This window comes from Companilactobacillus formosensis (assembly GCF_005405305.1).
GTDB classification, from domain to species: domain Bacteria; phylum Bacillota; class Bacilli; order Lactobacillales; family Lactobacillaceae; genus Companilactobacillus; species Companilactobacillus formosensis.
Window position 1 is genome coordinate 31,193 of record NZ_BJDU01000009.1, and the last position, 22,819, is coordinate 54,011.

Genomic DNA, 22,819 nt, shown 5'->3' on the forward strand with positions numbered 1-22,819 from the left:
GAGAAACGTTGAAATCAATGACAATGTCTAAACCCAAAAAACAAAAGAAAACTATGGCCGAACGTTCAAATACTCTTCGTGCTGGAGTTTTAGGTTCAAATGATGGTATTTTAACCGTTGTTGGTGTTTTGTTCTCAGTTGCTGTAGCGACAACTAACACCTTCACAATCTTTATTGCTGGACTATCAGATTTGCTCGCATGTGCTTTTTCAATGGCTTCTGGAGAATATGCTTCAGTTAGCTCTCAAAAGGATACCGAAAGAGCTGCAATTGAAAAAGAACGTGAACTAATCAAAACTAATTATCAAGATGAATTGGACGTTGTAGCTAAGTTCTACGTTGATCGTGGCGTCAAACAAGCTACTGCCGATAAGATTGCTAAAGAATTAATGGAACAAGATGCTTTAGGAACGGTTGTCCGTGTTAAATACGATTTGCAATTAGGTCATTATATGAATCCTTGGGATGCTGCCTTTTCATCACTAGTTTCAGCTGCATCTGGTGGGATTTTCCCATTAGTAGCGATGACTCTATTACCAAACGCTATTAAATGGCCAGGAACAATTTTAGCCGTTACTTTGTCAGTCGCTTTGACAGGATTCTTAAGTGCTAAATTAGGTGATGGTTTAGTTAAAACTGCTATTATTAGAAATGTAATTGTCGGTATTGTAACTATGGCAATTCACTATTCAGTTGGTTTAATGCTTTAATAAAAATAAAATATTTCAATATAAAAAATCTCATTAGAATGCAAATTTTCTAACATTTTAATGAGATTTTTTTAGTATTTATTGAATAGAAATTGAAACCAGTCACCGGATTTTCACAGACGATGGCAGTCTTAGAAGATTACTTAGTTTTTAACATCAAATCCAACGATTTTTGTAATTCCTCGAGTTGTTTTTCATCGGTACAATTAGAATTCTTACGGATATTTTGGGCAATAACTAACTTCATCGCTTTATCGACACTGGATTTAACGGCAGATAATTGCATTAAAACTTGATCGCAAGGTTTGTCATCATCCATCATTCTCAGTACGGCATCTAGCTGACCCCGAGAACGTTTTAAACGACTAGTTATTTTTTTGCTGGCAATTTCTTCGGGTGTTTGAGACATAATTTCCTCCCAAATGGTTTGTTTAGTTAATTATACCCATATGGGTAACGGGTCGCAAATAATTGCATTTTAAATCTTGAATATGTTGATAAAACAAAATAGTTGCACACTTTTACCCTAGGGGGTATATTGGGTACATAAGATATGAGAAGGAGATTGAATGATGGCAAATATCACTGAGTTATCAGATAAGACATTCAACGATGAGACAAGTAAGGGACTAGTTATTACAGATTTTAACGCCGACTGGTGTCCTCCATGTAAGATGATGAATCCAATTTTGGAGAAGTTATCTTCTAAAGATGAATTAGGCGATAAGATCAAGTTTACTTCTATGAACGTTGATCACAATCCTGATACACCTAATAACTTCGGAATTCAAGGTATCCCAACATTTATCATCAAGAAAGATGGTAACGTTGTAGGACGTATGGTTGGTTATCAACCAGAAGAGAAATTCCGCATGGCTTTAGAGAAGTATATGTAAAAAGCACAATATCCGATACTTTTTTGGTATCGGATATTTTTTTGCCCTCAAAAGGTGTTATATTTATCTGTGAAAACGGTCACAAAATTCTTCAGAAGGGATGATTGCACATGGCTACTTTACCCAGAACGTTGAAATATATCAGTTGGTTTGAAGGAGAAATCATTACTATCGATTTTGGCAGGTCGGTTGATTTTGACCCCAAGATTTATCCTGAATTGTCGCAATTAGGACGTTGGATTTCTTCAGATGATTCCTCCAAATATTACTTAGCATACAAGATGGATGGCAGTTTCCCAGATAAGACCATCAATCGAGTGTTGGGCGATTTGAATTTGAACGGATACGAGTTAGTTCACAGTGGCGTAACCTACGCATAATAGAAGAGCCGAAATGATCGGCTTTTTTATTTTTTACTGAAAGGTAACGAAGCGTTGATTCCAAATATTTTCAAAGAAAGAAATCGTATCTTCAGCAATCATGTAGTCATTATCAAAAGTAGTAGTCATATCGTGTCCCATTAAAATTTTGTAGCCAAGACCGTGCGCCATGACGATTGTGGCATTGCAACAATATTCAGTTTGAGCTCCGCAGAGTTCGATTGTATGAATATTGTGATTCATCAAGACTTTATTTAAATTAGTTTGGTAGAAGGCATTAGGGTGAAACTTTTCAACCACAATGTCTTCTTTTTGTTTGTCTAATTTACCCGATAGTTGCCACAATTCACTACCTCGAACAACATCTTGATCGTTATGCTGAATAAAAATGATAGGTAAGTTGGCTTGACGGTATAGAGAGATCCGGTCATTGATATTGCGAATCAGTCCATCGAAATTGTAACTGTATTGTAGAGCCTTTTGCATATCGATTACGATTAAAGCATCAGCCAATTCTGACATTTTAATCCCCCCTAAAACATTTTTATAGTTTGAGATTATCATTTTGATTCAATTTATGAAAGCGATATTTTTGAAAAATGTTCCTAAAATTTGATAACAAGTATTATTTGCTCTTATAATAGGAATCATAAAAAATATAGGATATAAAAAATGAAAAAATTAAAAATAATTTCAATAATTATAGGTGTACTTCTATTAGCAGCATTAGGTGCAGGGGGAGTGTTCATATATCATACGCAACAATCGCTTAATTCTTTGAATACTAATAAGAAAAGCGTTTCTAACAAAATAAATAATGGTAAACCATTTTCCATTTTACTTTTGGGAGCAGATACGGGAACTGATGGCCGTGTTGATCGTGGTAATTCGGATACCATGATGTTGTTGACTTTGAATCCTAAGACTGAAAAAACGGTTGCTTATTCCATTCCACGAGATGCTTTAGCTGAAATGGTTGGTGATAAAGAAAAGAATGTTCAAAAAATCAACGCTGCTTACAATATTGGCTTATCAAAAATGGCTAAAAGTACTGTCGGTAGTATGTTAGGGGTTCCAGTTGACTATCACGTGGCAATCAATATGGAAGCTTTGGAAAAAACAGTTGATTTTGTCGGCGGTGTGACTGTGACAAGTGATTTAAAGGTTTCCTTTGACGGGATTACGATTCCTAAAGGAACGCACCATTTAAATGGTAAAGAGGCTTTGACATACGCTAGAATGCGTTATCAAGATCCTCGTGGGGATTATGGTCGTCAAATCCGTCAACAACAAATTTTGAGAGCTGTAGTAAAGAAGCTTGAACAACCTAAGTATTTAACCAAATTACCTAAGTTGATTAAAGATTTGGGTAGTGATATCAGTACTGATTTGACTACTAGTCAGATAGATCAAATTATTTTGAAGTATCATAGCAGTGGTAAAACAATGGATTTCAATCAACTTCAAGGACGTAATGCTTGGATCAATGGTAGTTCTTATCAAATTTTACCAACAGACACGATGCAGCAAGCTTCAGATAAATTACGCGAAAACTTGGGCTTATCAACTCAGACTTTGAATAATACTGAAACGCAATTGAATGCTAAAAATAAGACTTTCTTCGAAAATGAAGATGATACTGATTACAATACTTTTGGATTAGACAAGACTTTCTATACTAATAATACGTATTAAAAAAGCGCACTTTCATGTGCGCTTTTTGTGTGGGCCTATAAAGTAATGTCAGCAGTTAGTTGACTAGTCTTATAAGGGAAACGGGATTCAGATATTTCAAAAGGTTGACCGTCTTCGAGGTAACTTAACTGGTTAATAACTAAAACGGGTTCTCCAAGTTTTTCTGCAATGCCAGTGTCAACGTCAATTTGACTGGCTTTGTCAGCGGAAATAATTCGGTGAGTTCCTTCGATCGTCAGGCCTTCTTTTTGCATGTGACCGTAGATTGATTTCTTGAGAATATCTTCAGTCAAAGTCGTGATAGCAGTCGGCATAATTGTATTTTCGTAAGCAAAGACGACTCCATTAACGTAACGCACCCGTCTAATTACATATACTGGTTCAGTTGGTTTGATGAGCAATTTATCGGCTTCATCTTCAGTTGGAATGCGAGCGGATAGTTCCAAAACCTTACTAGTTACAGATTTTCCGGCATTAGTCTTAGTAGCTCCGAAAGGTTTATCAATTGGAGAGACTTTTCCAAATTTGCTGTGATCATCAGCAACGTAATCTTTTCTGACAAAAGTTCCCGCACCACGTTTGGAGTAAATCATTCCTTCAACCATTAATAGTTGGAGCGCTTTGTGGACGGTGATACGAGTTGTATTAAAATTTTTAGCAATTTGATTTTGATCTGGTAAATTCTCTCCAGGTTCATATTTACCTGCCTGGATTGCTTTGCGTAAAGAATTAGCAACTTCTTTGTATTTGTAAGCCATAACATTATCTCCCTAATTGTTCATGGTTAAGTTTATCATGAAAAAGAATAAATTTCTTTTGAATATAAAAGTATATACTTATCACCTATTTGTTATTTACATTAACACTTTTTGTGATATGATGAAAGCGTATTCAATCAGAGAGGCGGAATGATTATGACTAACAAGTTACCAAAGAATTTTTTCTGGGGAAATTCTACGTCTAGTATGCAAACGGAAGGTGCATGGAATTTGGATGGTAAAGGCAAATCAGTTTATGATGTCAGACCAGCTACTGATAGTACTTCTGATTGGAAAGATGGTATTGATGAGTATCATCGCTTTGAGGAAGATTTTAATTTGATGGCTAGTCAAGGCATGAACTTTTATCGGTTTCAGATTTCTTGGAGCAGAGTTGACCCTGAAGGAGACGGCAACTTCAATGAAAAGGGAATCGAGTTTTATAACAGAATGATCGATGCACTTTTGAAACGTAACATTACACCGATGATTTGTTTATACCATTTCGACATGCCATTAGCCTTAGCTCAAAAATATAATGGCTTCTTATCGCGTCCAGTAGTGCAAGCATTCGTTAGATACGGAATTGAAATGGTGAAAAGATTTGGAGATCGAGTTAAATATTGGATTACTTTTAATGAACAAAATCTTTATCATACGAGCGAAGCCTTTAATATTTCTGGTTATTTAAAGGGTGATAAGACAATTGATGAGTTATATCAGATCAGTCACCATGTTATGTTAGCTCATGCTGGAGTGGCCAATTTTATTCACGAACACACTGATTGCCAAATTGGTGGGATGTTAGCTTACAGTGAAGTTTATCCAGCCACACCTAATCCTAAAGATGTTTTATATGCAAGAAAAATTGATGAATTTTTAAATCGTAATTTACTTGATGCCTTTATTTATGGTCGTTACTCACATGAGGTAATGACATATATCAAAAATCATAAGATTGAAATGGATTATCAATTAAACGATGACGAAGCTTTGATTCAAGTAAGTTCGGATTTCATTGCTTTTAGTTATTATCGTAGTGAAACGATTGATTCGACGAAGGTTCCACTCAACACTGTGCCTAATTTGTATTTAGATTATGGTAGTAAAGAGAATCCTTATTTAGAAACGTCAGAATACGGTTGGCAAATTGATCCAGCTGGTTTTAGAGATATTTTGGCAAAAGTTTATAACGAATACAGCGTACCAATGTTTCCAATTGAAAATGGTTTAGGTATGCGTGAAGAGTATACGGGTCAAGAGATTCAAGATGATAAACGAATAAATTATATGCGCGACCACATTCAAGCAATGAAGGATGCTATCTTTGAAGACGGTGTTGAAGTTCTTGGCTATTTAGGTTGGGGCTTGATCGATATTCCAAGTTCTAGTGGCAATGTGGACAAACGTTATGGAACGGTTTATGTCAATCGGACGAACCATGATTTGAAGGATATGGAACGGATTCTTAAGAAGAGTTATTGGTGGTTAAAACAAGTTATTGAATCTAATGGTCAGAATTTGGATGATTTGAATTTAGTAACTGAAAAAAATCAATACGCATAAATAATTCTTTTAGTTAAGTTAACGCTAGATGCCATTTCCCAGGACGAGTATCATAATAATATAAGAACAAAAAAATTATATTGGGGGATTATAAAATGACAGAGCTAGATCGGATCGAATCATCAGCATGTACATCCATAATGGTAGGTAAGAAGGCTTCGATGGATGGAGCTACTTATATTTCCAGAAACGAAGATCGCCTTAACGCTATTTATAGAAAGCGGATTATTGTCCAACCAGCAGTTTCAAATCGTCACGCAACTTATGTTTCACCATATAACAAAATGACAATGCCATATCCAGAAAGTGGCTATCGTTACACTTCAACACTAGATGCTGACCAAAGTGCTGGGCCTAATGAAGAGGATGGATTTAATGAAAAAAATGTTGGTCTTAGTGCAACTGAAAGTGTTTATGCCAACGAAAAAGTTTTAGCCTTTGATCCATATGTTAAAAATGGTTTGGCTGAAGATTCACTGGCAACTTTAGTTTTGCCATACATTGACTCAGCTCGTGATGGTGTTAAATACTTAGGTAAATTAGTTGCTGAATATGGTTCGGCTGAAGGTAACGGATTGCAATTCATTGATAAAGATGAAGTTTGGTATATGGAAATTGTTACAGGGCATCAATGGGTAGCGGTAAGAATTCCCGATGACTGCTATGCCGTAGCTGCTAACCAAGTTGCTATTCAAGATATCGACTTCAATGACCCAGATAACTACATGTGGGCTGACGGTATTCAAGAATTTGTTGAAGAACACGGACTAAACCCAGACTTTGACCGTTGGGACTTCAGACATATCTTTGGTACAAATACTGAACAAGACCACCATTACAACACACCACGTGTTTGGTTTGCTCAACGTTATTTGAATCCATCAGATGATACTCAAGATCCAGAATCACCAGAAATTCCTTTCATTAGAAAAGCTGAGAAGAAGATTGCTGTTGAAGATATTCAATATATTTTGAAATCACATTACAATGAAACAAAATACGATCCACTAGGAAATGGTACTGAACACGAAAGAAGAACATACCGTGCTATTTCATTATCACGTACAGCCAATTCCCACATTCTTCAAATGAGAGATTCCGACAAGAATGGTGCCGCTGGTGTTGAATGGACTGGATTCGGTGTACCAAGCTTTTGCCCACAAGTTCCATTCTTTACCAATGCCAATGATATTGACGAATCGTATAGTTATACACCAGAAAAGCTCGATATGAAGAGTGCTTACTGGATGTACGAAACATTGGCTATGGTCGTTGAAAGCCACTACAGTGAATTTACTGAACCTAATCTTGATTATCAAAAGAAATTATCAGAGTGGGCTAGAAGAAAGATTGCTGAAGTTGACAAGAAGGCTGTTACAATGTCAGGGGAAGCTTTGACAGACTATTTAACAGAGCAAAATCATGAAATCGTTAAACACTACAATGATGAAACAAAAGCTCATATTGCTGATTTGATTACTAAAGGTACAGAACTAAGCAAATTAACATTTAAGATGGATCCAAATCTTTAAAAAATACGAAAATAACGGTAAATACCTCCAAAAATTAGAGTGTATTTACCGTTATTTTGTTTAATAGATAAAAATATTAATGAATTTACCACCTAATAATTGTAAACTTTAATTAACGAAAAATAGGGGTAAATTATCATGAAAGACGTACGTTTTAAAAGTGTTTTCGATATTATCGGACCAGTTATGGTTGGACCAAGTAGTTCTCATACTGCTGGTGCCGCTCGAATAGGAAAAGTGGTCCATGATATTTTTGGCGAAAAGCCAGATAAGATTACGATCGACCTATATGAATCCTTTGCTAAAACTTACCGCGGTCATGGAACCGATGTGGCGATTGTCGGTGGTTTGTTAGGAATGGAACCAGATGATAGACGTTTGTCTGATTCTTTGAAAATTGCTTATGAATCGGGAATCAAGGTAGCCTTTGTGCCTAAGAGTGACAAAGTTGCCCATCCTAATACTGCCAAAATCACCCTCGTTAAAGGAGATCATGAATTGTCAGTTACTGGTGTATCTATCGGTGGTGGAAATATTCAAATTTCAGAAATCAACGGTTTCAAGATGTCTTTGAGTTTGGGTACGCCAACCTATATCACAGTTCATCAAGATGTAGCGGGGATGATTGCCAAAGTTACTAATGTCTTTTCTAATTTTGATATCAATATTGGAACGATGACCGTTACTCGAGCTTCTAAAGGTGAAAAAGCCATCATGATCATTGAAGTTGATGAACGTCGTGATCGTGAAGATATTCTGAAACAATTAAAGTCATTGCCACATGTCGATAATGCAACGTATTTTGAATAGGAGATAAAAAGATGTTTTATACAATTAAAGAATTGGTTGAAAAGAGCGCTAATTATGATTCCGTTGCTGACTTGATGGTTCAAACTGAGATGGAGAACACTAATCGTAGCAAGGAATTCATCCGCTCACAAATGGAACGTAATTTGGAAGTCATGGAACAGTCGATTCAAGAAGGTGTTGCTGGAGTTAAATCTGTTACTGGTTTGACTGGTGGGGATGCTAAATTGATGAACGAATACATCGAGAAAGGTGACTTTTTAAGTGGCGAACCGATTTTAGAAGCAGTTAGAAATGCAGTTGCCGTCAATGAGGTTAATGCCAAAATGGGTCTAATCTGTGCCACACCAACAGCTGGTAGTGCCGGGGTTTTAGCCGGAGTTTTGGTTGCGGTTAGAGATAGATTGAAAATGACTAGAGATCAACAAGTTGACTTCTTATTTACCGCTGGAGCTTTTGGATTAGTGATTGCTAATAATTCATCGATTGCTGGGGCTGAAGGTGGTTGCCAAGCAGAAGTTGGATCAGCCGCAGCGATGGCTTCAGCAGCCCTAGTTTGTGCTAAGGGTGGCAGTGCTCAACAAGCAGCTGAAGCAATTTCTATCACTTTGCAAAACATGATGGGATTAGTCTGTGATCCTGTGGCTGGACTAGTTGAAGTTCCTTGCGTTAAAAGAAATGCCCTTGGTTCTTCACAAGCAATGATTTCTGCAGATATGGCTTTAGCTGGCATCAAGAGTGTCATTCCAGTTGACGAAGTCGTTGAAGCAATGCACAAAGTTGGTCAACAAATGCCATCTATTTTTAAAGAAACAGCTGAAGGTGGCTTAGCTACTACACCAACTGCCTTAAAATTGAAAAAAGAGATTTTTGGTGATTAATCGAAAGGTGGATAAAAATGAAACAACATAAACATGCGGCCTGTACTTCAATTATGGTCGGTAAAAAAGCAGCCCAAGATGGTTCTAATTTTATAGCCAGAAATGAAGATAATTGTATTGCCAATTGGCCTAAGAGATTTTTTGTTCAACCAGCAGTAAAGAATCGTCATGAGACCTATGTTTCTCCATACAATAAATTGACCGTTGAATTACCCGAAAAAGCTTACCGTTATACGAGTTCACCTGATGCTAATCAAGATGAAGGTTGGTATGAAGAAGATGGGATCAATGAAAAAAATGTCGGAATGAGTGCAACTGAAAGTGTCTTTGCTAATGAATTGGTTTTAGCTTATGATCCTTTAGTTCCTGAAGGAGTAGCAGAAGATTCGATGACGACATTAGTTTTGCCATATATTGATTCTGCTCGCCAAGGGGTCGAATATTTAGGCAATTTAATTGAAAAATACGGTTCAGCTGAAGGCAACGGCGTACAATTCTTTGACCAAGATGAAATTTGGTATGTTGAATTGGCTACAGGTCATCATTGGGTAGCAATTAGAATTCCTGACGACAGTTATGCTGTGGCTGCCAATCAAATTGGAATTGAAGAAATCGATTTTAATGATCCTGATAATTTCATGTGGTCGAAAGGAATTCAAGAATTCGTTGCTGATAATAATTTGAACCCTGATTTTGAAGGTTTTAACTTCAGACATATTTTTGGAACCGATACGAAACAAGATCGTCATTACAACACGCCACGAGTTTGGTACGGTCAAAAAATGCTCAATCCATCAACCGAACAAGATCCAGAGTCTTCAGATTTACCATTTTTGAGAAAACCAGAAAAGAAGATTTCAGTAGAAGATATTCAGGCGGTTTTAGCATCGCATTATGATGAAACTGAATTTGATCCAATGAGTACGGGTAAAAATAGTAAAAAGTATCGTGCAATTTCCTTGTCCAGAACAGCAAACTCTCATATTCTACAATTGCCAAAGACATCGAAAACTAATGTTGGCGGTATCGAATGGAAGGCTCTGGGTATTCCAAGTTTCAGTCCTTACGTACCATTCTTCACTAATGCTAATGATATTGATGAAACATACAGCTACGTGCCTGAAAAATTAGATATGAAGAGTGCTTACTGGATGTATGAAACATTGGCCATGATAGTGGAAAGTCATTACACAGAGTTTGTAGAGCCTAATTTGGACTATCAAAAGAAATTATCACAATGGGCTAGAAGAAAAATTTCCGAGGTTGAAACAGCAGCATCTGCTAAATCAGGTGAAGAGTTGACTAGCTTTTTAACAGAGCAAAATCATTTGATAGCCGAGCATTTTAATGAAGCTACTAAAGAACATATTGCTGATTTGATTACTAAAGGGACTGAATTGAGTAAGTTGACATTTAAGATGGATCCAAATCTTTAATGTGTTAAGCTGCCGTCGTCCGTTCGGCACTGGAAAACGCTGGAACGCTGTGGCCACAACTTGGAGCCTTTGCTAAGACCAGAACCGGGCAAAGTCTTCAAGATTGGGCTTCCACTAAGCGATAAATCGCTAAGTGGAATTTCACGGCTGAGCATTTTCCAGTACCTCGCTCCCGGCTAGATTGTGGTTTCTAGCTTTATATAAATTATTTCAAGAAGTTAATAGAAGATATTATTAGAATTGCAGTATATTGCTGTGATTTTAGTAGTATCTTCTTTTTTTGTACTACAAGAAAATAGGATAGTTATTAAGAAAGTATGTGTCTAACTCTATCTATATAGAAACTGGAGTCTAGTCGGTAGCAAAAATCTTGTGGCGGCTCAATAGCCAAATTTCACTTGGCAATTTATTGCCTAGTGAAAGACCGAGTTTTGAGATTTTGCGTCTTTGGGTCCATGCAAAAGCTCAAAATCGCGTCGGCTATGTTCCAGCCAGCCACAGGATTTTTGCGGACGACGGCATATTTTTTCTAAAAAAATTTTGCATAACTTTTTAATATAACATAAATAAAACGCTTTCTCACTAAAAACTCGCTATATCATGAGCTTTTTTTGCCCAAAGTGACAAAATTCAGTCTATAATAGAAATTGGGAGTTCCCTGATTGGGAATCAAAAATCAATGAAAGGTAGCGAAGGCATGCAGGTATATAAAAATTCACAAGAATTGATAGACCAGATTAGAGAGAGTTATCACAAGTTCATTGATGAATACGAGGGTATAAGTGACGATGTAGCCGATGAGAGAATTGAGCAAGTGGACAAGACTCCACGTGAAATGCTCTCTTATCAACTTGGCTGGATCAACATGATTTTATCTTGGGAGAAAGCTGAAGCCAGTGGTGAAAATATCACGACACCAACTCCTGGATATAAATGGGATCAAATGCGTCAGTTATACCATGATTTTAATATCAAATACGGTTCAAACGGTTTGGAAAATGAGGAAGAGGAATTGAGTAGCGTGGTCGATGAATTAGTTTCATGGATCGAGAACATGTCTCATGACGAACTTTTCAAACCAGGAGAACGTAAATGGGCTACAACTAAAGCAATGTGGCCAGTTGCAAAGTGGATTAGAATCAACGCCGTTTCACCATTCAACAATTACAGCAGACAAGTGAGAAAGTGGAAGAACTTTAATTTAAGAAAAAAGAATCCTGTTAACTCATAAAAAAATAACCTTTTGATTGTCGTGAAAAACAGTCAAAAGGTTATTTTTATTTAGTTGGTAAACCAAAATCGATTAAGAAATAACCGATCGTACCAATGATCAATAGCATAGCGAAGTTAATGATCGTGAAGTACATGAGATATTTACCAGGATTTTTCTTGAAGAAAAATCTATATTGTTTAAAGGCCAATAGATTAGCTAGCGAACCAACAACAGTTCCTAAACCACCAATATTCGTACCTAAGAAAATAGCATGAACATATTTAGAGAATTTAGAAACTAAGATAGTAGTTGGAACATTACTAATAAATTGACTAGTTATAATCGATGTTAAGTATGTACTAGTTCTTGTTTGTAAAAATTGGTGCAGATTGTTAACAATTGCTGGTTCACGATTGATATTACCAACGGCAATAAAGAAACACATGAAAATCAAAACAATTGAATAATCAACGGATGCTAGAATATGCGGATTGATGAAGATTACTAATAGTAAAGCCGCAATCAATGATCCCCACATTGGGATAACGGAAAAAATTCCCAAAAATATTACTATTGTTACTGCTACTGTTAAAGATAAACTTGGAATATTTAACTCAACAGCGGGCAATTCGGTTAACTCAATCGGATCTTTTGGAAAAAAGCGAGTTGTTAGAAAAATTGCTATAAAAGTAATAATTGTTATTGGAGCTGACATGATAAAGAACTGTTTGATACCCAAATTAAAATGTGTCAGCAAGAATAAGTTATGAGTATTACCAAATGGTGTAAACATACTTCCTAAATTAGCAGCCATCGCAATAATAATGACTGGAAAAATTGGATTAACTTTTATATGCTTAGATAACTGGTAAAATAAAGGAACCAAAGTTAAAATTGTAACATCGTTTGTTAAGAACATAGCTCCAAAAAATGCTAGAGAAGCTAACATAAATATCATCTGTCGCGTCGTTTTGGCTTTATGTGTCATATACGCCGCGTAATATTTTAGAAAATCCAAATAATCATAGATTTGGATTATAATCATCATAGATAGTAGTGATGCAAGTGTCTTCCAATTGATGTCCATCATCTGTGGTGGACTGATGAAGATAGATGTTAAAATAGCTGCTGCCCCGGCTATCCACAACACTCTATCTGAAAATACACGTTTTAATACGGCCATTTACGTTTCCCCTACAAAAAAGAAGTACCTTATCTAGTATAAAGATAAAAGTACTGTTAAAAAAGATAATTATATAAAAAATACCAAATTAGTTTCAGATTGTTAGATTTTTGAAAATATTTTTATATAAAAAGCATTATGTATTATAACCTAACTATATTAAATATTAACATGAGGGAGAGGAATAAATGCAAATAATTTTATCGATTTTAATGTTTATCATTGGAATTGCCATAATGACAATATCTTTCAAAGCAAAAAAAGAACCGGTATATTACCTTACTCTGGCGATTGGGGTAGCAATTTTCTTTGCTGCAATTTTCGTTATCTTTCCAAAATAATTAATGCCAAACAAAATGGAAATTGTTATAATCGACCTATCAAATAGGGGGAGGGATTTCCATGATTTTGAAACGCACATCTCTTTTGGTCCTCGTCTCAATGATTGTTAGTGTGATTGAGATGACCGTTGATCCTGGATTTTTCTTTGGAAGGATTTCTTTAGCATTTTCAGGATTATTGATGCTTTTTTTAGCATTACTATTTGTAAGGAACTTATGGCGATTTAGTTCTAAAACCAAATAATAAAACCGCAAAAATGGGAGAGGTTAGTCTGTATTGACCAACTTCTCCCATTTTTTTGTCTAATTATCTAAACTAATATTCCCCGTCAGCAATCTTTTCTAGAGTTGTCTTGGAAGGAATAAAGAACAAATTACCAGTGATTGGCGTACTAAAATCAAGTAAACGATCACTCTTAGTAAACATATTCGTTAACATTCGATTAGTTACTGCAAAATCTTTTGAGTAGCCAATGAAGTAAGTTCCGGTGATGTCTTTGGCAGGGTCAGAGAAAGGTACATTCATTCTGACAATTTTGTGTTCAACTCCACCTTCTTCATCTTTTGAAGCTACATTATGTGCATTAGGCAATTTTTCGTCATCGGGCAATTCACGGTCAGAAAACTTGTGACGTCCAATAGCTTTTTCTTGATCTTCAGTTTTGAGACTCTTCCAAGCTTCCATATTGTGAATATACTTTTGAGCAAAGGCATATGAACCATTGTTAAACTCAGGGTCATCATCAATTAAAGTGTAGTCCATTGATTCGACACCAGCTGGATTTTCAGTTCCATCAATAAAGCCGATAATTGCTCGACCTTCAATGTATCTGAAACCATGAGTTTCGTCTTCAACTGAAGTAATAGGACGTAAAATACCCATGAATTGATCCATTAATTCGTAACAAACTGCCATTTTCTTAGAGCGGACGTGAATGAAAATATCGCCAGGTGTTGAAACGGCAGTGTATTTAGGACCTTTGATTTCTTTAAAATTCTCTAATTCTTTTGGCTTTGGAGCGTTGGGGAAAAGATAGTCCCAAGCATCTGATCCAAATCCCCAAGCAATGTGAGCTTGAGCTTCTGGGTCACGAATTCGCATACTATTAATAATTGAATTGGACATGTCAGAAAATTCTGCAATGGCATCCTTTTCGGCTTTCAAATCTTTGTGATTAAGCATCAAGGTTGTAAAAATAACACTTTCACCAGCGTCTTTATACACATCTTGAGCTTTTTTAATATCGACTGTCATGAACCTACCTCCGGAATATTTGTTTATACACACATACTTTATCATATCCTTACTAAAAGAGTTATATTTAAAAACCACAAAATAAAATTCTTGATAATGTCTTTAATTAAGAGAATAATTAATTTAATAATGGATTTTGATAATTCCCGAAAGGAAGTACAGATATATGTGTACAAGTCTTAGCTTAGGGGCTTTAGATGGCTCAAAATTTTTAGCTAGAACAATGGATTTTGCCTTTGAATTGAATGGCAGACCAACATTTTTACCTCAAGAATATAAATGGATTTCTTCTTATGATAAGAAAACTTATACAACCGATTATGCCATCATGGGAACTGGTGCTAAATATGGCAACAATTACATGGTAGCTGACGGTTTTAACGAATATGGCTTATCGGCTGCAGAATTATATTTTGCCAATGCTGCTAAATACGATACAGAACCAACTGACGGAGCAATCAACTTAGTTGCTGAAGAATTTATCCTTTGGGCTTTGGGTAACAACAAGTCAATTGAAGACTTGAAAGAAAATATTAAACAAGTTCACTTGATTGAATCAAATGCCGGTGTAATGGGTCAAAACCAACCCTTGCACTTCATTTTCAGTGATGCAACTGGCGCAACTTACGTCCTAGAACCACAAGGCAATGGTTTGGTACTTCAAGAAGATAAGGTTGGCGTAATGACTAACACACCTGATTACAATTGGCACAAGACTAATTTGGCTAATTACTTGGGTGCTCAAACAACTAACTTCGCTGCTAAAAAATTCGGTGACGAAGAAGTTATTCCTTTAGGTCAAAATGGTACTTTTAGATTACCTGGTGGTTACACTGCCGTTGACCGTTTTGTAAGAACTGCCTTCATTCGCAATGCTTCCGAAACACCTAAAGATAACAAACAAGCTGTCAATACGATTTTACATATGCTTGATAGTGTAACCATTCCTCGTGGGGTTAACATCAAGGACAACGGTGAATCCAGTTATACTCAATATCAAACAGTTTTGGATTTGACTAACAAGATCATGTACTTTGTTCCTTATGGCAATCGTAAAGTTTATGCTACTAAGATGACTGACGATTTGATTAAGAATCAAAAAGAACCAAAAGAGTTCGAAGTAGCACTTGATCAAGAATTTGAAGCATTAAATTAAAAAGAAGCATCTATTCAGATTTTATTTCTGAATAGATGCTATTTTTATTCCATAAAAGGATTATTTTTCAAAGTTGAAGTGTAAAAATTAATTTCATTTACAGCCTCATTCAATCGTTTAGCAAAGTGGTCGCTGTTCTTAACATCCAATAAAGTACCATCTTCAGCAAAATTGTCATCAGCGTTCCACAATAAGACCGGCGTTGGCAAAACAATCATTTTCAGCATTTGAAGTATTGGCACGATTGACTGAGCGGCCAACATACCGCCGTCACTGAAGTGTGAATAGGCAATTGTCAAAACAGGTTTGCGATTAACTTCTGGTCCCACTAAATCGAGGGCATTTTTCAAGGCTCCAGTAATAGCGTGGTCGTATTCCGGTGTCAAAATCAAATAGCCATCTTGCTGGTTCAATTTTTTAAGCCAATCACTTTCGACACTATTTAAATCGTGAATGTGGTCTTCCAAAGGAGTTTCCTCGTGATCATAGAGTGGCAAAGGATAGTCACTAAGTTTGATCCAATTGTATTCAACATCAGCATTACTCTGCACTGTATTTTGTAAATATTTAAAAATCTTACCACCAAGCGAATTGTGGCGCGTCGTTCCTAAAATGATTCCAATTTTTATTCCCATAATATATACCTCACATATACAAAGGTTATATCTTGAGACGGTAGTATTGCAAATGATTAATTTGAGTGTGGCCTTAGTAAACGTGGATTGGTGGTAAAAAAAGAATAAAATCACTATCTAGTCCGGAATAGCAAAGCAAATTGGCTCAAATGTGAAATTTCACTTGGCAATTTATTGCCTAGTGAAAGGCCGAGCTTGAAGACTTTGCCCGGTTCTGGTCTTAGCAAAGGCTCCAAGTCGTGCCCACATTGTTCCAGCCAAATTTGCTTTGCTATGGAGGACGGAATATTAATCAAGATTCATAAGAACTATAAATTAAGAACCAATATTTTTTTGGTATGTAAGTGCAATACGTTATAAGATATACTTAGAAAGAAAAATAATCACCATGTTTATAATTGGTGCGACCCAATTTATGAAATGAGGAAAAGTTATGGCTGATTTAGTTTATCAAAAAATTATTACATCGTTAAAAAAGGCAATTGATGCAGGTGAATTCTCAGATATGCGTTTACCTGACGAGAGATCTTTAGCCGAAAGTTACAAAGTTAGTCGAAGTTCAATCAAACGTGCTTTAGGATTGATGGCTGATCAAGGAATTATCTTTAAAAAACGAGGATCTGGAACTTTTGTTAACCCCTTGTATTTGAAGCAAGGTTCATCATTTAACTATAGTGGTAAAAACTTAGGTATCACTGATAGTTTCAATGTCAATGGTCAAAAACCCGGCGTAAAAGTTTTGCAATTTGATGTGGTTCATCCGGATAAAGATTTGCAAGATAACTTATTTTTGAAACCTAGTGAATTCGTCTATGCTTTCAAGCGCTTGCGGTCATTAGATGATGTGCCATTCATGATTGAAACGGGATATATTCCTATCAAGTTGGCACCGGAATTATCAGAGCAAATTGCTTCTGAATCTATCTTTAATTATGTAGAATCTGAGTTAGGCAAAGAAGTTAACAAGACTTATTTGAATATTTCGGCTGAACCTTCGGATGCTGAAGGCAAGGAGTTGTTGAATTTAGCTGATAATGAGCCTGTTGGCTTGATGGAAGGGATTTTCTTCTTAGACGATGGAACTCCCTTTGAATTCTCAACGATGAAACTACATTATAAATATTTCAAATACGATTCTTTCGTTGATTTAGCCAATAAGTAAGAGTTTACAAACATTGGAACGCACCAATTTTCAAAATGGTTGACTTTTGTTATAGTTCTCGCTATCATTACAATTGTAAATACATAAGGAGTGTGTGCTGGAATGACAGATTACTCATCAAAAGAATACTTAAATTTAATCGATAAATACTGGCGAGCAGCAAACTACGTTTCTGTTGGTCAATTATATTTAAAAGATAATCCATTATTAAGACGTGAATTAAAAGCTAGTGATGTCAAAGTTCACCCAATCGGACACTGGGGAACTATTGCTGGACAAAACTTTATTTATGCTCATTTGAATCGTGTAATTAACAAGTATGGTTTAAAGATGTTCTATATTGAAGGCCCTGGTCATGGTGGGCAAGTAATGGTTTCTAATTCTTACCTTGATGGTAGTTATACAGAAATCTATCCAGAAATTACTCAAGATACTAAGGGTATGCAAAAACTCTTTAAACAATTTTCATTCCCTGGTGGTGTAGCTTCTCATGCTGCTCCAGAAACACCAGGTTCAATGCATGAAGGTGGGGAATTAGGTTATTCTCTATCACACGGTGTCGGTGCTATCTTAGATAACCCTGATCAAATTGCTGCCGTAGTCATTGGTGATGGTGAATCTGAAACTGGTCCTTTGGCTGCTTCATGGTTCTCAAATACTTTCATTAATCCCGTTAATGATGGGGCTGTTTTACCAATCCTAAATCTAAACGGCTTTAAGATTTCTAACCCTACGATTTTGTCACGTAAGAGTGATGAAGATTTGACTAAGTACTTTGAAGGTATGGGTTGGGATCCAATGTTCGTTGAAGGCACAGATCCTCAAAAGATGCATCCTGAAATGGCTAAAGTTATGGATGAAGCTATTGAAAAAATTCAAGCTATTCAAACAGAAGCTAGAAAACACCCTGCATCAGAAGCTAAAATGCCTAAGTGGCCAGTAATTATTTTCCGTGCACCTAAGGGTTGGACTGGTCCTAAGACTTGGGATGGCGAACCAATCGAAGGCTCATTTAGAGCTCACCAAATTCCAATTCCTGTTGATCAAAATGATATGCAACACGCTGATAAATTAGTTGAATGGCTAGAATCTTATAAACCAGAAGAACTATTTGATGAAAATGGTAAATTGGATAGTGATATTGCTGCTATTATCCCTAAGGGACAAGCAAGAATGGCAATGAATCCTATTGTAAATGGTGGGGTTGATCCTAAACCATTGAAACTTCCAGATTATAAGAATTACGCTTTGAAATTTGACAAGCCAGGTACTAAGATTGCTCAAGATATGATTGAACTAGGTAAGTATCTCGGTGATGTTATTAAGAATAATGAAAAGAACTTCAGAATCTTTGGACCTGATGAAACAATGTCAAACCGTCTTTATGGCGCCTTTGATGCTTCACCTCGTCAATGGATGGAACCAGTTAAGGAACCAAATGATCAATTTGAAGCTCCAGTTGGTCGTATCATCGATTCACAACTTTCAGAACACCAAGCTGAAGGATTTAACGAAGGTTATACTTTAACAGGTCGTCATAGTATTTTCCCAAGTTACGAAGCTTTCTTGAGAGTTGTCGATTCAATGTTGACACAACACTTCAAGTGGTTGAGAAAAGCTAACGAATTGAGCTGGAGAAACAAGTATCCATCACTTAATGTGATTGCTACATCAACTGCTTTCCAACAAGATCACAATGGTTATACTCACCAAGATCCAGGTATCATTACTCACTTAGCTGAAAAGAAACCTGAATACATTCGTGAATACTTCCCAGCTGACACAAATTCGTTGCTTGCTGTTATGCCTAAGATTTTGGATGATCAAGAAAAGATCAACTTATTGGTAACTTCAAAACAACCTAGACTCCAATTCTATTCAATTGAAGAAGGTCAAGAATTAGCCGATAAAGGTCTTAAAGTAATCGATTGGGCATCAAACGATAATGGTGATCCAGATATCGTTATTGCTGCTGCTGGTACTGAACCAAACCTTGAATCATTGGCTGCTATCAGTATTTTGAGAAAAGCTAAACCAGAGCTCAAAATCAGATTCGTTAACGTTGTTGACTTGTTGAAACTGAGATCACCAAAGGTTGACCCTCGTGGTTTGACTGATGAACAATTCAATGAGATCTTTACCGTTGATAAACCAGTTCTATTCGCATTCCACGGCTTTGAAGACATCATCAAGGAAATCTTCTTTGACCGTGACAATCACAATCTATACGTTCATGGTTATCGTGAAAATGGTGATATTACAACTCCATTCGACATGCGTGTAGTTAATGAAATGGATCGTTTCCACTTGGCTGAAGTTGCTGCTGTTGCTGTTCAAGGTGACGCTGCAAGTGACTTTGCTGATGAAATGGAAGCTAAGGTCGATAAACACAACAAGTACATCCGTGAGTATGGTGATGATTTGCCAGAAGTTAATAACTGGACTTGGGATGTTTAGGATAGATAATCAAGTTTCTCGTTACTGACTAGACAGTGATTTCTATCTTTATATAAATTACTTCAGAAGTTAATAGAAGATATTATTAGAATTGCGGCATATTGCTGTAGTTCTAGTAGTATCTTTTTTTTGCAGACGACGGTATCCTTAGTCGAAATATATTAGAAAAATTAAAAATATAAATCGAATAATACTGTTCACAATCAATAAACAACTGTCCACAAAGACCGGCATATCAGTGTTTGTGACATAAATAAGTTTAAAAATAATTGTCTAAATTTAGTTTTAAGAATTCTAAGAAAAGATTTCAAAATAATTTGAACGATTTTCAAAAACATACTGCCAGTAGTAAGAAATCTTTAATTTATTTTAAGAGTGCCACTCGGTTTATTAGAAAGAAAATGACAGTTGTAAATAGTCGTCTAAACGCCGGTGTAAAGGGGTTGTCAAACCTTTTTTAGCATGGTATTGTCATCTATGGAAAAAAAGAAAAAGACACTAAGGGGTGGATGTTATGACAACAAGAAACGTAAAATTCATGAAAGTAGCACTAATGGCGGTGGTCGCAGTCTTATTGATGATGTTATTCGTTTTGCAAAGTCGATACACCATTCCAGCAGTTGCTCTAGCAGCGGTTGCATTGGCTGTCTACTCAGAAGATAGAATTTCAAAGAAACATACATTCAAATTTACTGATTAATCAATCCGTAATAAATTATATGCTGACAGATCTCAATTTGAGATCTGTTTTTTTGTAAAAAAAAGCCTGGACTCGCAATGAGCTCAAGCTTTTTTAGTCTGCGTAAGGCAATTTGTCATATTCAACGTCTTCGCGGTTTAGAAGAATAATATTTTCACCATTGGCTTTGCGACGGTCGATATCTTGTTCACCCCAGACACAAAGTTCTTCAAGAATTTTGTTGAGTGAGTGGCCGTATTCTGTCAGTGAATACTCTACCTTAGGGGGAACTTGACTGTAGACTTTACGAGCAACGATACCGTCATCTTCAAGTTCTCGTAATTGCTGCGTCAACATTTTTTGCGTGATATTAGGGATGGCGCGGCGTAATTGACCAGTCCGCATTTTGCCATGTTTTAAGTGACAGAGGATGATAGGCTTCCACTTGCCACCGATAATTCTCATAGTATTTTCAACCCCGATATTATAAATAGCTTGTTTCATGAAAGTTTTCCTCCGTTAAGTAAATGTTATTCTACCACCACCAATATTTCTTAGCAATTTTCTAAGTCTAAATCTTCGACCTTGACGTTATTTTCCATTTTGATTAATATGCCAATCAGTAAAATACCTACAACGAGCATGGCAACGCCCAACCAAGGAGTGTTGACTAATTGACTGTGAGCAACAGCTTGTCCACCAATTGTTGAGCCCAAAGTAATCCCAACGTTAAAAGCCGAAATATTTAAAGCTGAAGCTAAAGGAACTTCGTTGGGTGTATATTTTTCAGCTAATTGCACGATGTAAAGTTGTAATCCAGGTACGTTCATGAAAGCAAATAGTCCTAATAGCATTACTGCCAAAAGTCCTAAGAAATGAAGATTGATAAAGAATCTCGTTACGATTAAAGCAATACCTAATCCGACAAACATTTTGAGTAAAGCGGGTAAAGGACGTTTGTTGGCCCATTTACCACCCAAAGTATTACCAACTGCCACGGCTACTCCGTAAAAAATCAAAATGATGACGATAGCATTTTGTGACCAATTCATATTTTTATTCAAGATAGTTGTAAGGTAAGTGTAAACTGGGAAAGTTGCTCCATAACCTAAAGCTGTAATTAAAAGAATCAAAAGTAATTGTGGTTGCTTTAAAATTCTCCAGATACCTTTGACACTAGTAGGCTTAGGTAATGGTAATTCATTTGGTACAAGGACGATATTGGTGATCAAACCGACTAATCCTAAAGCTACTAAGAAGAAAAACGATAGACGCCAACCAAATGTATTTCCAATAAATGTCCCAATCGGAACACCAGTGATAGTAGCAACTGTTAATCCAGTAAACATAACAGCAATCGCTGAAGCACGCTTATTCGGTGCTACCACGTCAGCGGCAATCAAAGAGGCAATCGTCATAAAAATTCCGTGTGATAAGGCAGCAATGACACGCCCAACTAAAAGAATCGCAAAACTAGGAGCTAAAGCTGCCAAAGTATTACCGATGATAAAACTAATCATGATACCAATCAGCAATTTCTTACGATCCCAACGATTAGTTAGTAAAGCTAAAATTGGAGCACCAAACATAATTCCCGTTGCATAAATGGAAACAGTCAGACCTCCTTGTGCAAGAGAAATGCCAAAGGTTTTAGTGAGTAATGGCATAATCCCTACACTGATAAATTCTGTTGATCCAATGGCAAAAGCACTGATAGCTAGTGACAAAAGAATCCATGTAGATGATATTTTCTTGTTCATAATTTCTGACCCCTATAGTTAAAATTTGAGTATGTGTACCAGTATAGGGGGTTGAGACAAATAAACAATTACGCACTATAAAGTGCTGTAGGCACCAAAAAGTACCTAATGTATTCTTCTAGGGATGCCGTCGTCCGCAAAAAGGAAATATTACTAGATTTGTAGCAATATATTACAGTTCCAATGATATTTTCTATTAATTTTCTGAAATAACTTACATAAAAATAGAAACTACTATCCAGTCCGGAATAGCAAAGCAAATTGGCTCAAATGTGAAATTTCACTTGGCAATTTATTGCCTAGTGAAAGGTCGAGCT

At 36.3% G+C, this 22,819-nt stretch carries 23 protein-coding genes; 15 read left to right on the plus strand and 8 right to left on the minus strand.

The annotated features are described in order from the left end of the window. The first annotated feature begins 17 nt into the window (after nucleotides 1-17). Nucleotides 18-710: a VIT1/CCC1 transporter family protein gene (locus FFM65_RS10250; RefSeq protein WP_119318731.1), complete on the plus strand. Its 693-nt coding sequence runs from the start codon at nucleotides 18-20 to the stop codon at nucleotides 708-710. A 139-nt stretch (nucleotides 711-849) separates the two neighbouring features. Here the strand turns inward: FFM65_RS10250 and FFM65_RS10255 are convergent, their stop codons facing one another. Further along, nucleotides 850-1,119 (minus strand): metal-sensing transcriptional repressor, encoded by a 270-nt coding sequence (locus FFM65_RS10255; RefSeq protein ID WP_057815343.1) that lies wholly within the window; start codon nucleotides 1,117-1,119, stop codon nucleotides 850-852. 160 nt (nucleotides 1,120-1,279) lie between these two features. On the opposite strand from FFM65_RS10255, the gene FFM65_RS10260 reads away from it, so the two are divergent. Further along, complete coding sequence (locus tag FFM65_RS10260) at nucleotides 1,280-1,606, plus strand: thioredoxin family protein (RefSeq protein ID WP_059074571.1); 327 nt, start codon at nucleotides 1,280-1,282, stop codon at nucleotides 1,604-1,606. 110 nt (nucleotides 1,607-1,716) lie between these two features. Continuing rightward, on the plus strand, nucleotides 1,717-1,986 hold the full coding sequence (locus tag FFM65_RS10265) for a hypothetical protein (protein WP_119318654.1): 270 nt from the start codon (nucleotides 1,717-1,719) through the stop codon (nucleotides 1,984-1,986). 33 nt (nucleotides 1,987-2,019) lie between these two features. On the opposite strand, the gene FFM65_RS10270 is transcribed toward FFM65_RS10265, so the two are convergent. Beyond that, nucleotides 2,020-2,508 carry a cysteine hydrolase family protein gene (locus FFM65_RS10270; protein WP_119318655.1) on the minus strand — a complete coding sequence of 163 codons (489 nt, stop codon included), beginning with the start codon at nucleotides 2,506-2,508 and terminating at the stop codon, nucleotides 2,020-2,022. Between the two features lie 150 nt (nucleotides 2,509-2,658). Here FFM65_RS10270 and FFM65_RS10275 point away from each other — a divergent pair, with 150 nt between their 5' ends. Continuing rightward, nucleotides 2,659-3,681: an LCP family protein gene (locus FFM65_RS10275; protein WP_119318656.1), complete on the plus strand. Its 1,023-nt coding sequence runs from the start codon at nucleotides 2,659-2,661 to the stop codon at nucleotides 3,679-3,681. A gap of 35 nt (nucleotides 3,682-3,716) precedes the next feature. On the opposite strand, the gene FFM65_RS10280 is transcribed toward FFM65_RS10275, so the two are convergent. After that, complete coding sequence (locus FFM65_RS10280) at nucleotides 3,717-4,439, minus strand: GntR family transcriptional regulator (RefSeq protein ID WP_119318657.1); 723 nt, start codon at nucleotides 4,437-4,439, stop codon at nucleotides 3,717-3,719. A 150-nt stretch (nucleotides 4,440-4,589) separates the two neighbouring features. Between FFM65_RS10280 and FFM65_RS10285 the strand changes: the two genes are divergently transcribed. The 6 genes from FFM65_RS10285 (at nucleotide 4,590) to FFM65_RS10310 (ending at nucleotide 11,892) form a co-directional block, all read left to right on the plus strand. Continuing rightward, nucleotides 4,590-6,005, plus strand: coding sequence for a glycoside hydrolase family 1 protein (locus FFM65_RS10285; RefSeq protein ID WP_371851284.1), 1,416 nt, complete (start codon nucleotides 4,590-4,592; stop codon nucleotides 6,003-6,005). A 95-nt stretch (nucleotides 6,006-6,100) separates the two neighbouring features. Continuing rightward, nucleotides 6,101-7,537, plus strand: a complete 1,437-nt coding sequence (locus FFM65_RS10290; RefSeq protein WP_119318659.1) for a C69 family dipeptidase — start codon at nucleotides 6,101-6,103, stop codon at nucleotides 7,535-7,537. Between the two features lie 138 nt (nucleotides 7,538-7,675). Further along, nucleotides 7,676-8,347: an L-serine ammonia-lyase, iron-sulfur-dependent subunit beta gene (gene sdaAB / locus FFM65_RS10295; protein WP_119318660.1), complete on the plus strand. Its 672-nt coding sequence runs from the start codon at nucleotides 7,676-7,678 to the stop codon at nucleotides 8,345-8,347. 11 nt (nucleotides 8,348-8,358) lie between these two features. After that, nucleotides 8,359-9,225 (plus strand): L-serine ammonia-lyase, iron-sulfur-dependent, subunit alpha, encoded by an 867-nt coding sequence (gene sdaAA / locus FFM65_RS10300; RefSeq protein WP_119318661.1) that lies wholly within the window; start codon nucleotides 8,359-8,361, stop codon nucleotides 9,223-9,225. 17 nt (nucleotides 9,226-9,242) lie between these two features. Next, on the plus strand, nucleotides 9,243-10,661 hold the full coding sequence (locus FFM65_RS10305) for a C69 family dipeptidase (RefSeq protein ID WP_119318662.1): 1,419 nt from the start codon (nucleotides 9,243-9,245) through the stop codon (nucleotides 10,659-10,661). A 697-nt stretch (nucleotides 10,662-11,358) separates the two neighbouring features. Beyond that, nucleotides 11,359-11,892 (plus strand): ClbS/DfsB family four-helix bundle protein, encoded by a 534-nt coding sequence (locus tag FFM65_RS10310; protein WP_057815391.1) that lies wholly within the window; start codon nucleotides 11,359-11,361, stop codon nucleotides 11,890-11,892. Between the two features lie 46 nt (nucleotides 11,893-11,938). On the opposite strand, the gene FFM65_RS10315 is transcribed toward FFM65_RS10310, so the two are convergent. Further along, nucleotides 11,939-13,057, minus strand: coding sequence for an SLC13 family permease (locus FFM65_RS10315; RefSeq protein ID WP_119318663.1), 1,119 nt, complete (start codon nucleotides 13,055-13,057; stop codon nucleotides 11,939-11,941). 188 nt (nucleotides 13,058-13,245) lie between these two features. Here FFM65_RS10315 and FFM65_RS12200 point away from each other — a divergent pair, with 188 nt between their 5' ends. Beyond that, a complete protein-coding gene (locus FFM65_RS12200) occupies nucleotides 13,246-13,398 on the plus strand; it encodes a DUF6095 family protein (protein ID WP_161936656.1) in 153 nt (50 codons plus the stop codon). A 316-nt stretch (nucleotides 13,399-13,714) separates the two neighbouring features. On the opposite strand, the gene FFM65_RS10320 is transcribed toward FFM65_RS12200, so the two are convergent. Then, nucleotides 13,715-14,653, minus strand: coding sequence for a Dyp-type peroxidase (locus FFM65_RS10320; RefSeq protein ID WP_119318664.1), 939 nt, complete (start codon nucleotides 14,651-14,653; stop codon nucleotides 13,715-13,717). Nucleotides 14,654-14,819: 166 nt separating this feature from the next. Here FFM65_RS10320 and FFM65_RS10325 point away from each other — a divergent pair, with 166 nt between their 5' ends. Continuing rightward, on the plus strand, nucleotides 14,820-15,809 hold the full coding sequence (locus FFM65_RS10325) for a choloylglycine hydrolase family protein (protein ID WP_119318665.1): 990 nt from the start codon (nucleotides 14,820-14,822) through the stop codon (nucleotides 15,807-15,809). 44 nt (nucleotides 15,810-15,853) lie between these two features. Here FFM65_RS10325 and FFM65_RS10330 read toward each other — a convergent pair whose 3' ends face one another. Further along, nucleotides 15,854-16,444 carry an NADPH-dependent FMN reductase gene (locus FFM65_RS10330; protein ID WP_119318666.1) on the minus strand — a complete coding sequence of 197 codons (591 nt, stop codon included), beginning with the start codon at nucleotides 16,442-16,444 and terminating at the stop codon, nucleotides 15,854-15,856. 433 nt (nucleotides 16,445-16,877) lie between these two features. Between FFM65_RS10330 and FFM65_RS10335 the strand changes: the two genes are divergently transcribed. The 3 genes from FFM65_RS10335 to FFM65_RS10345 all read left to right on the plus strand — a co-directional run bounded on the left by FFM65_RS10335 (nucleotide 16,878) and on the right by FFM65_RS10345 (nucleotide 20,763). After that, complete coding sequence (locus FFM65_RS10335) at nucleotides 16,878-17,606, plus strand: GntR family transcriptional regulator (RefSeq protein ID WP_119318668.1); 729 nt, start codon at nucleotides 16,878-16,880, stop codon at nucleotides 17,604-17,606. 102 nt (nucleotides 17,607-17,708) lie between these two features. Further along, nucleotides 17,709-20,063, plus strand: coding sequence for a phosphoketolase family protein (locus FFM65_RS10340; protein ID WP_119318669.1), 2,355 nt, complete (start codon nucleotides 17,709-17,711; stop codon nucleotides 20,061-20,063). Nucleotides 20,064-20,577: 514 nt separating this feature from the next. Next, on the plus strand, nucleotides 20,578-20,763 hold the full coding sequence (locus tag FFM65_RS10345) for a hypothetical protein (protein ID WP_119318670.1): 186 nt from the start codon (nucleotides 20,578-20,580) through the stop codon (nucleotides 20,761-20,763). A gap of 93 nt (nucleotides 20,764-20,856) precedes the next feature. Here FFM65_RS10345 and FFM65_RS10350 read toward each other — a convergent pair whose 3' ends face one another. Next, nucleotides 20,857-21,246, minus strand: coding sequence for a winged helix-turn-helix transcriptional regulator (locus FFM65_RS10350; protein ID WP_119318671.1), 390 nt, complete (start codon nucleotides 21,244-21,246; stop codon nucleotides 20,857-20,859). A gap of 50 nt (nucleotides 21,247-21,296) precedes the next feature. Next, nucleotides 21,297-22,502, minus strand: a complete 1,206-nt coding sequence (locus tag FFM65_RS10355; protein ID WP_119318672.1) for an MFS transporter — start codon at nucleotides 22,500-22,502, stop codon at nucleotides 21,297-21,299. Between the last annotated feature and the right edge of the window lie 317 nt (nucleotides 22,503-22,819).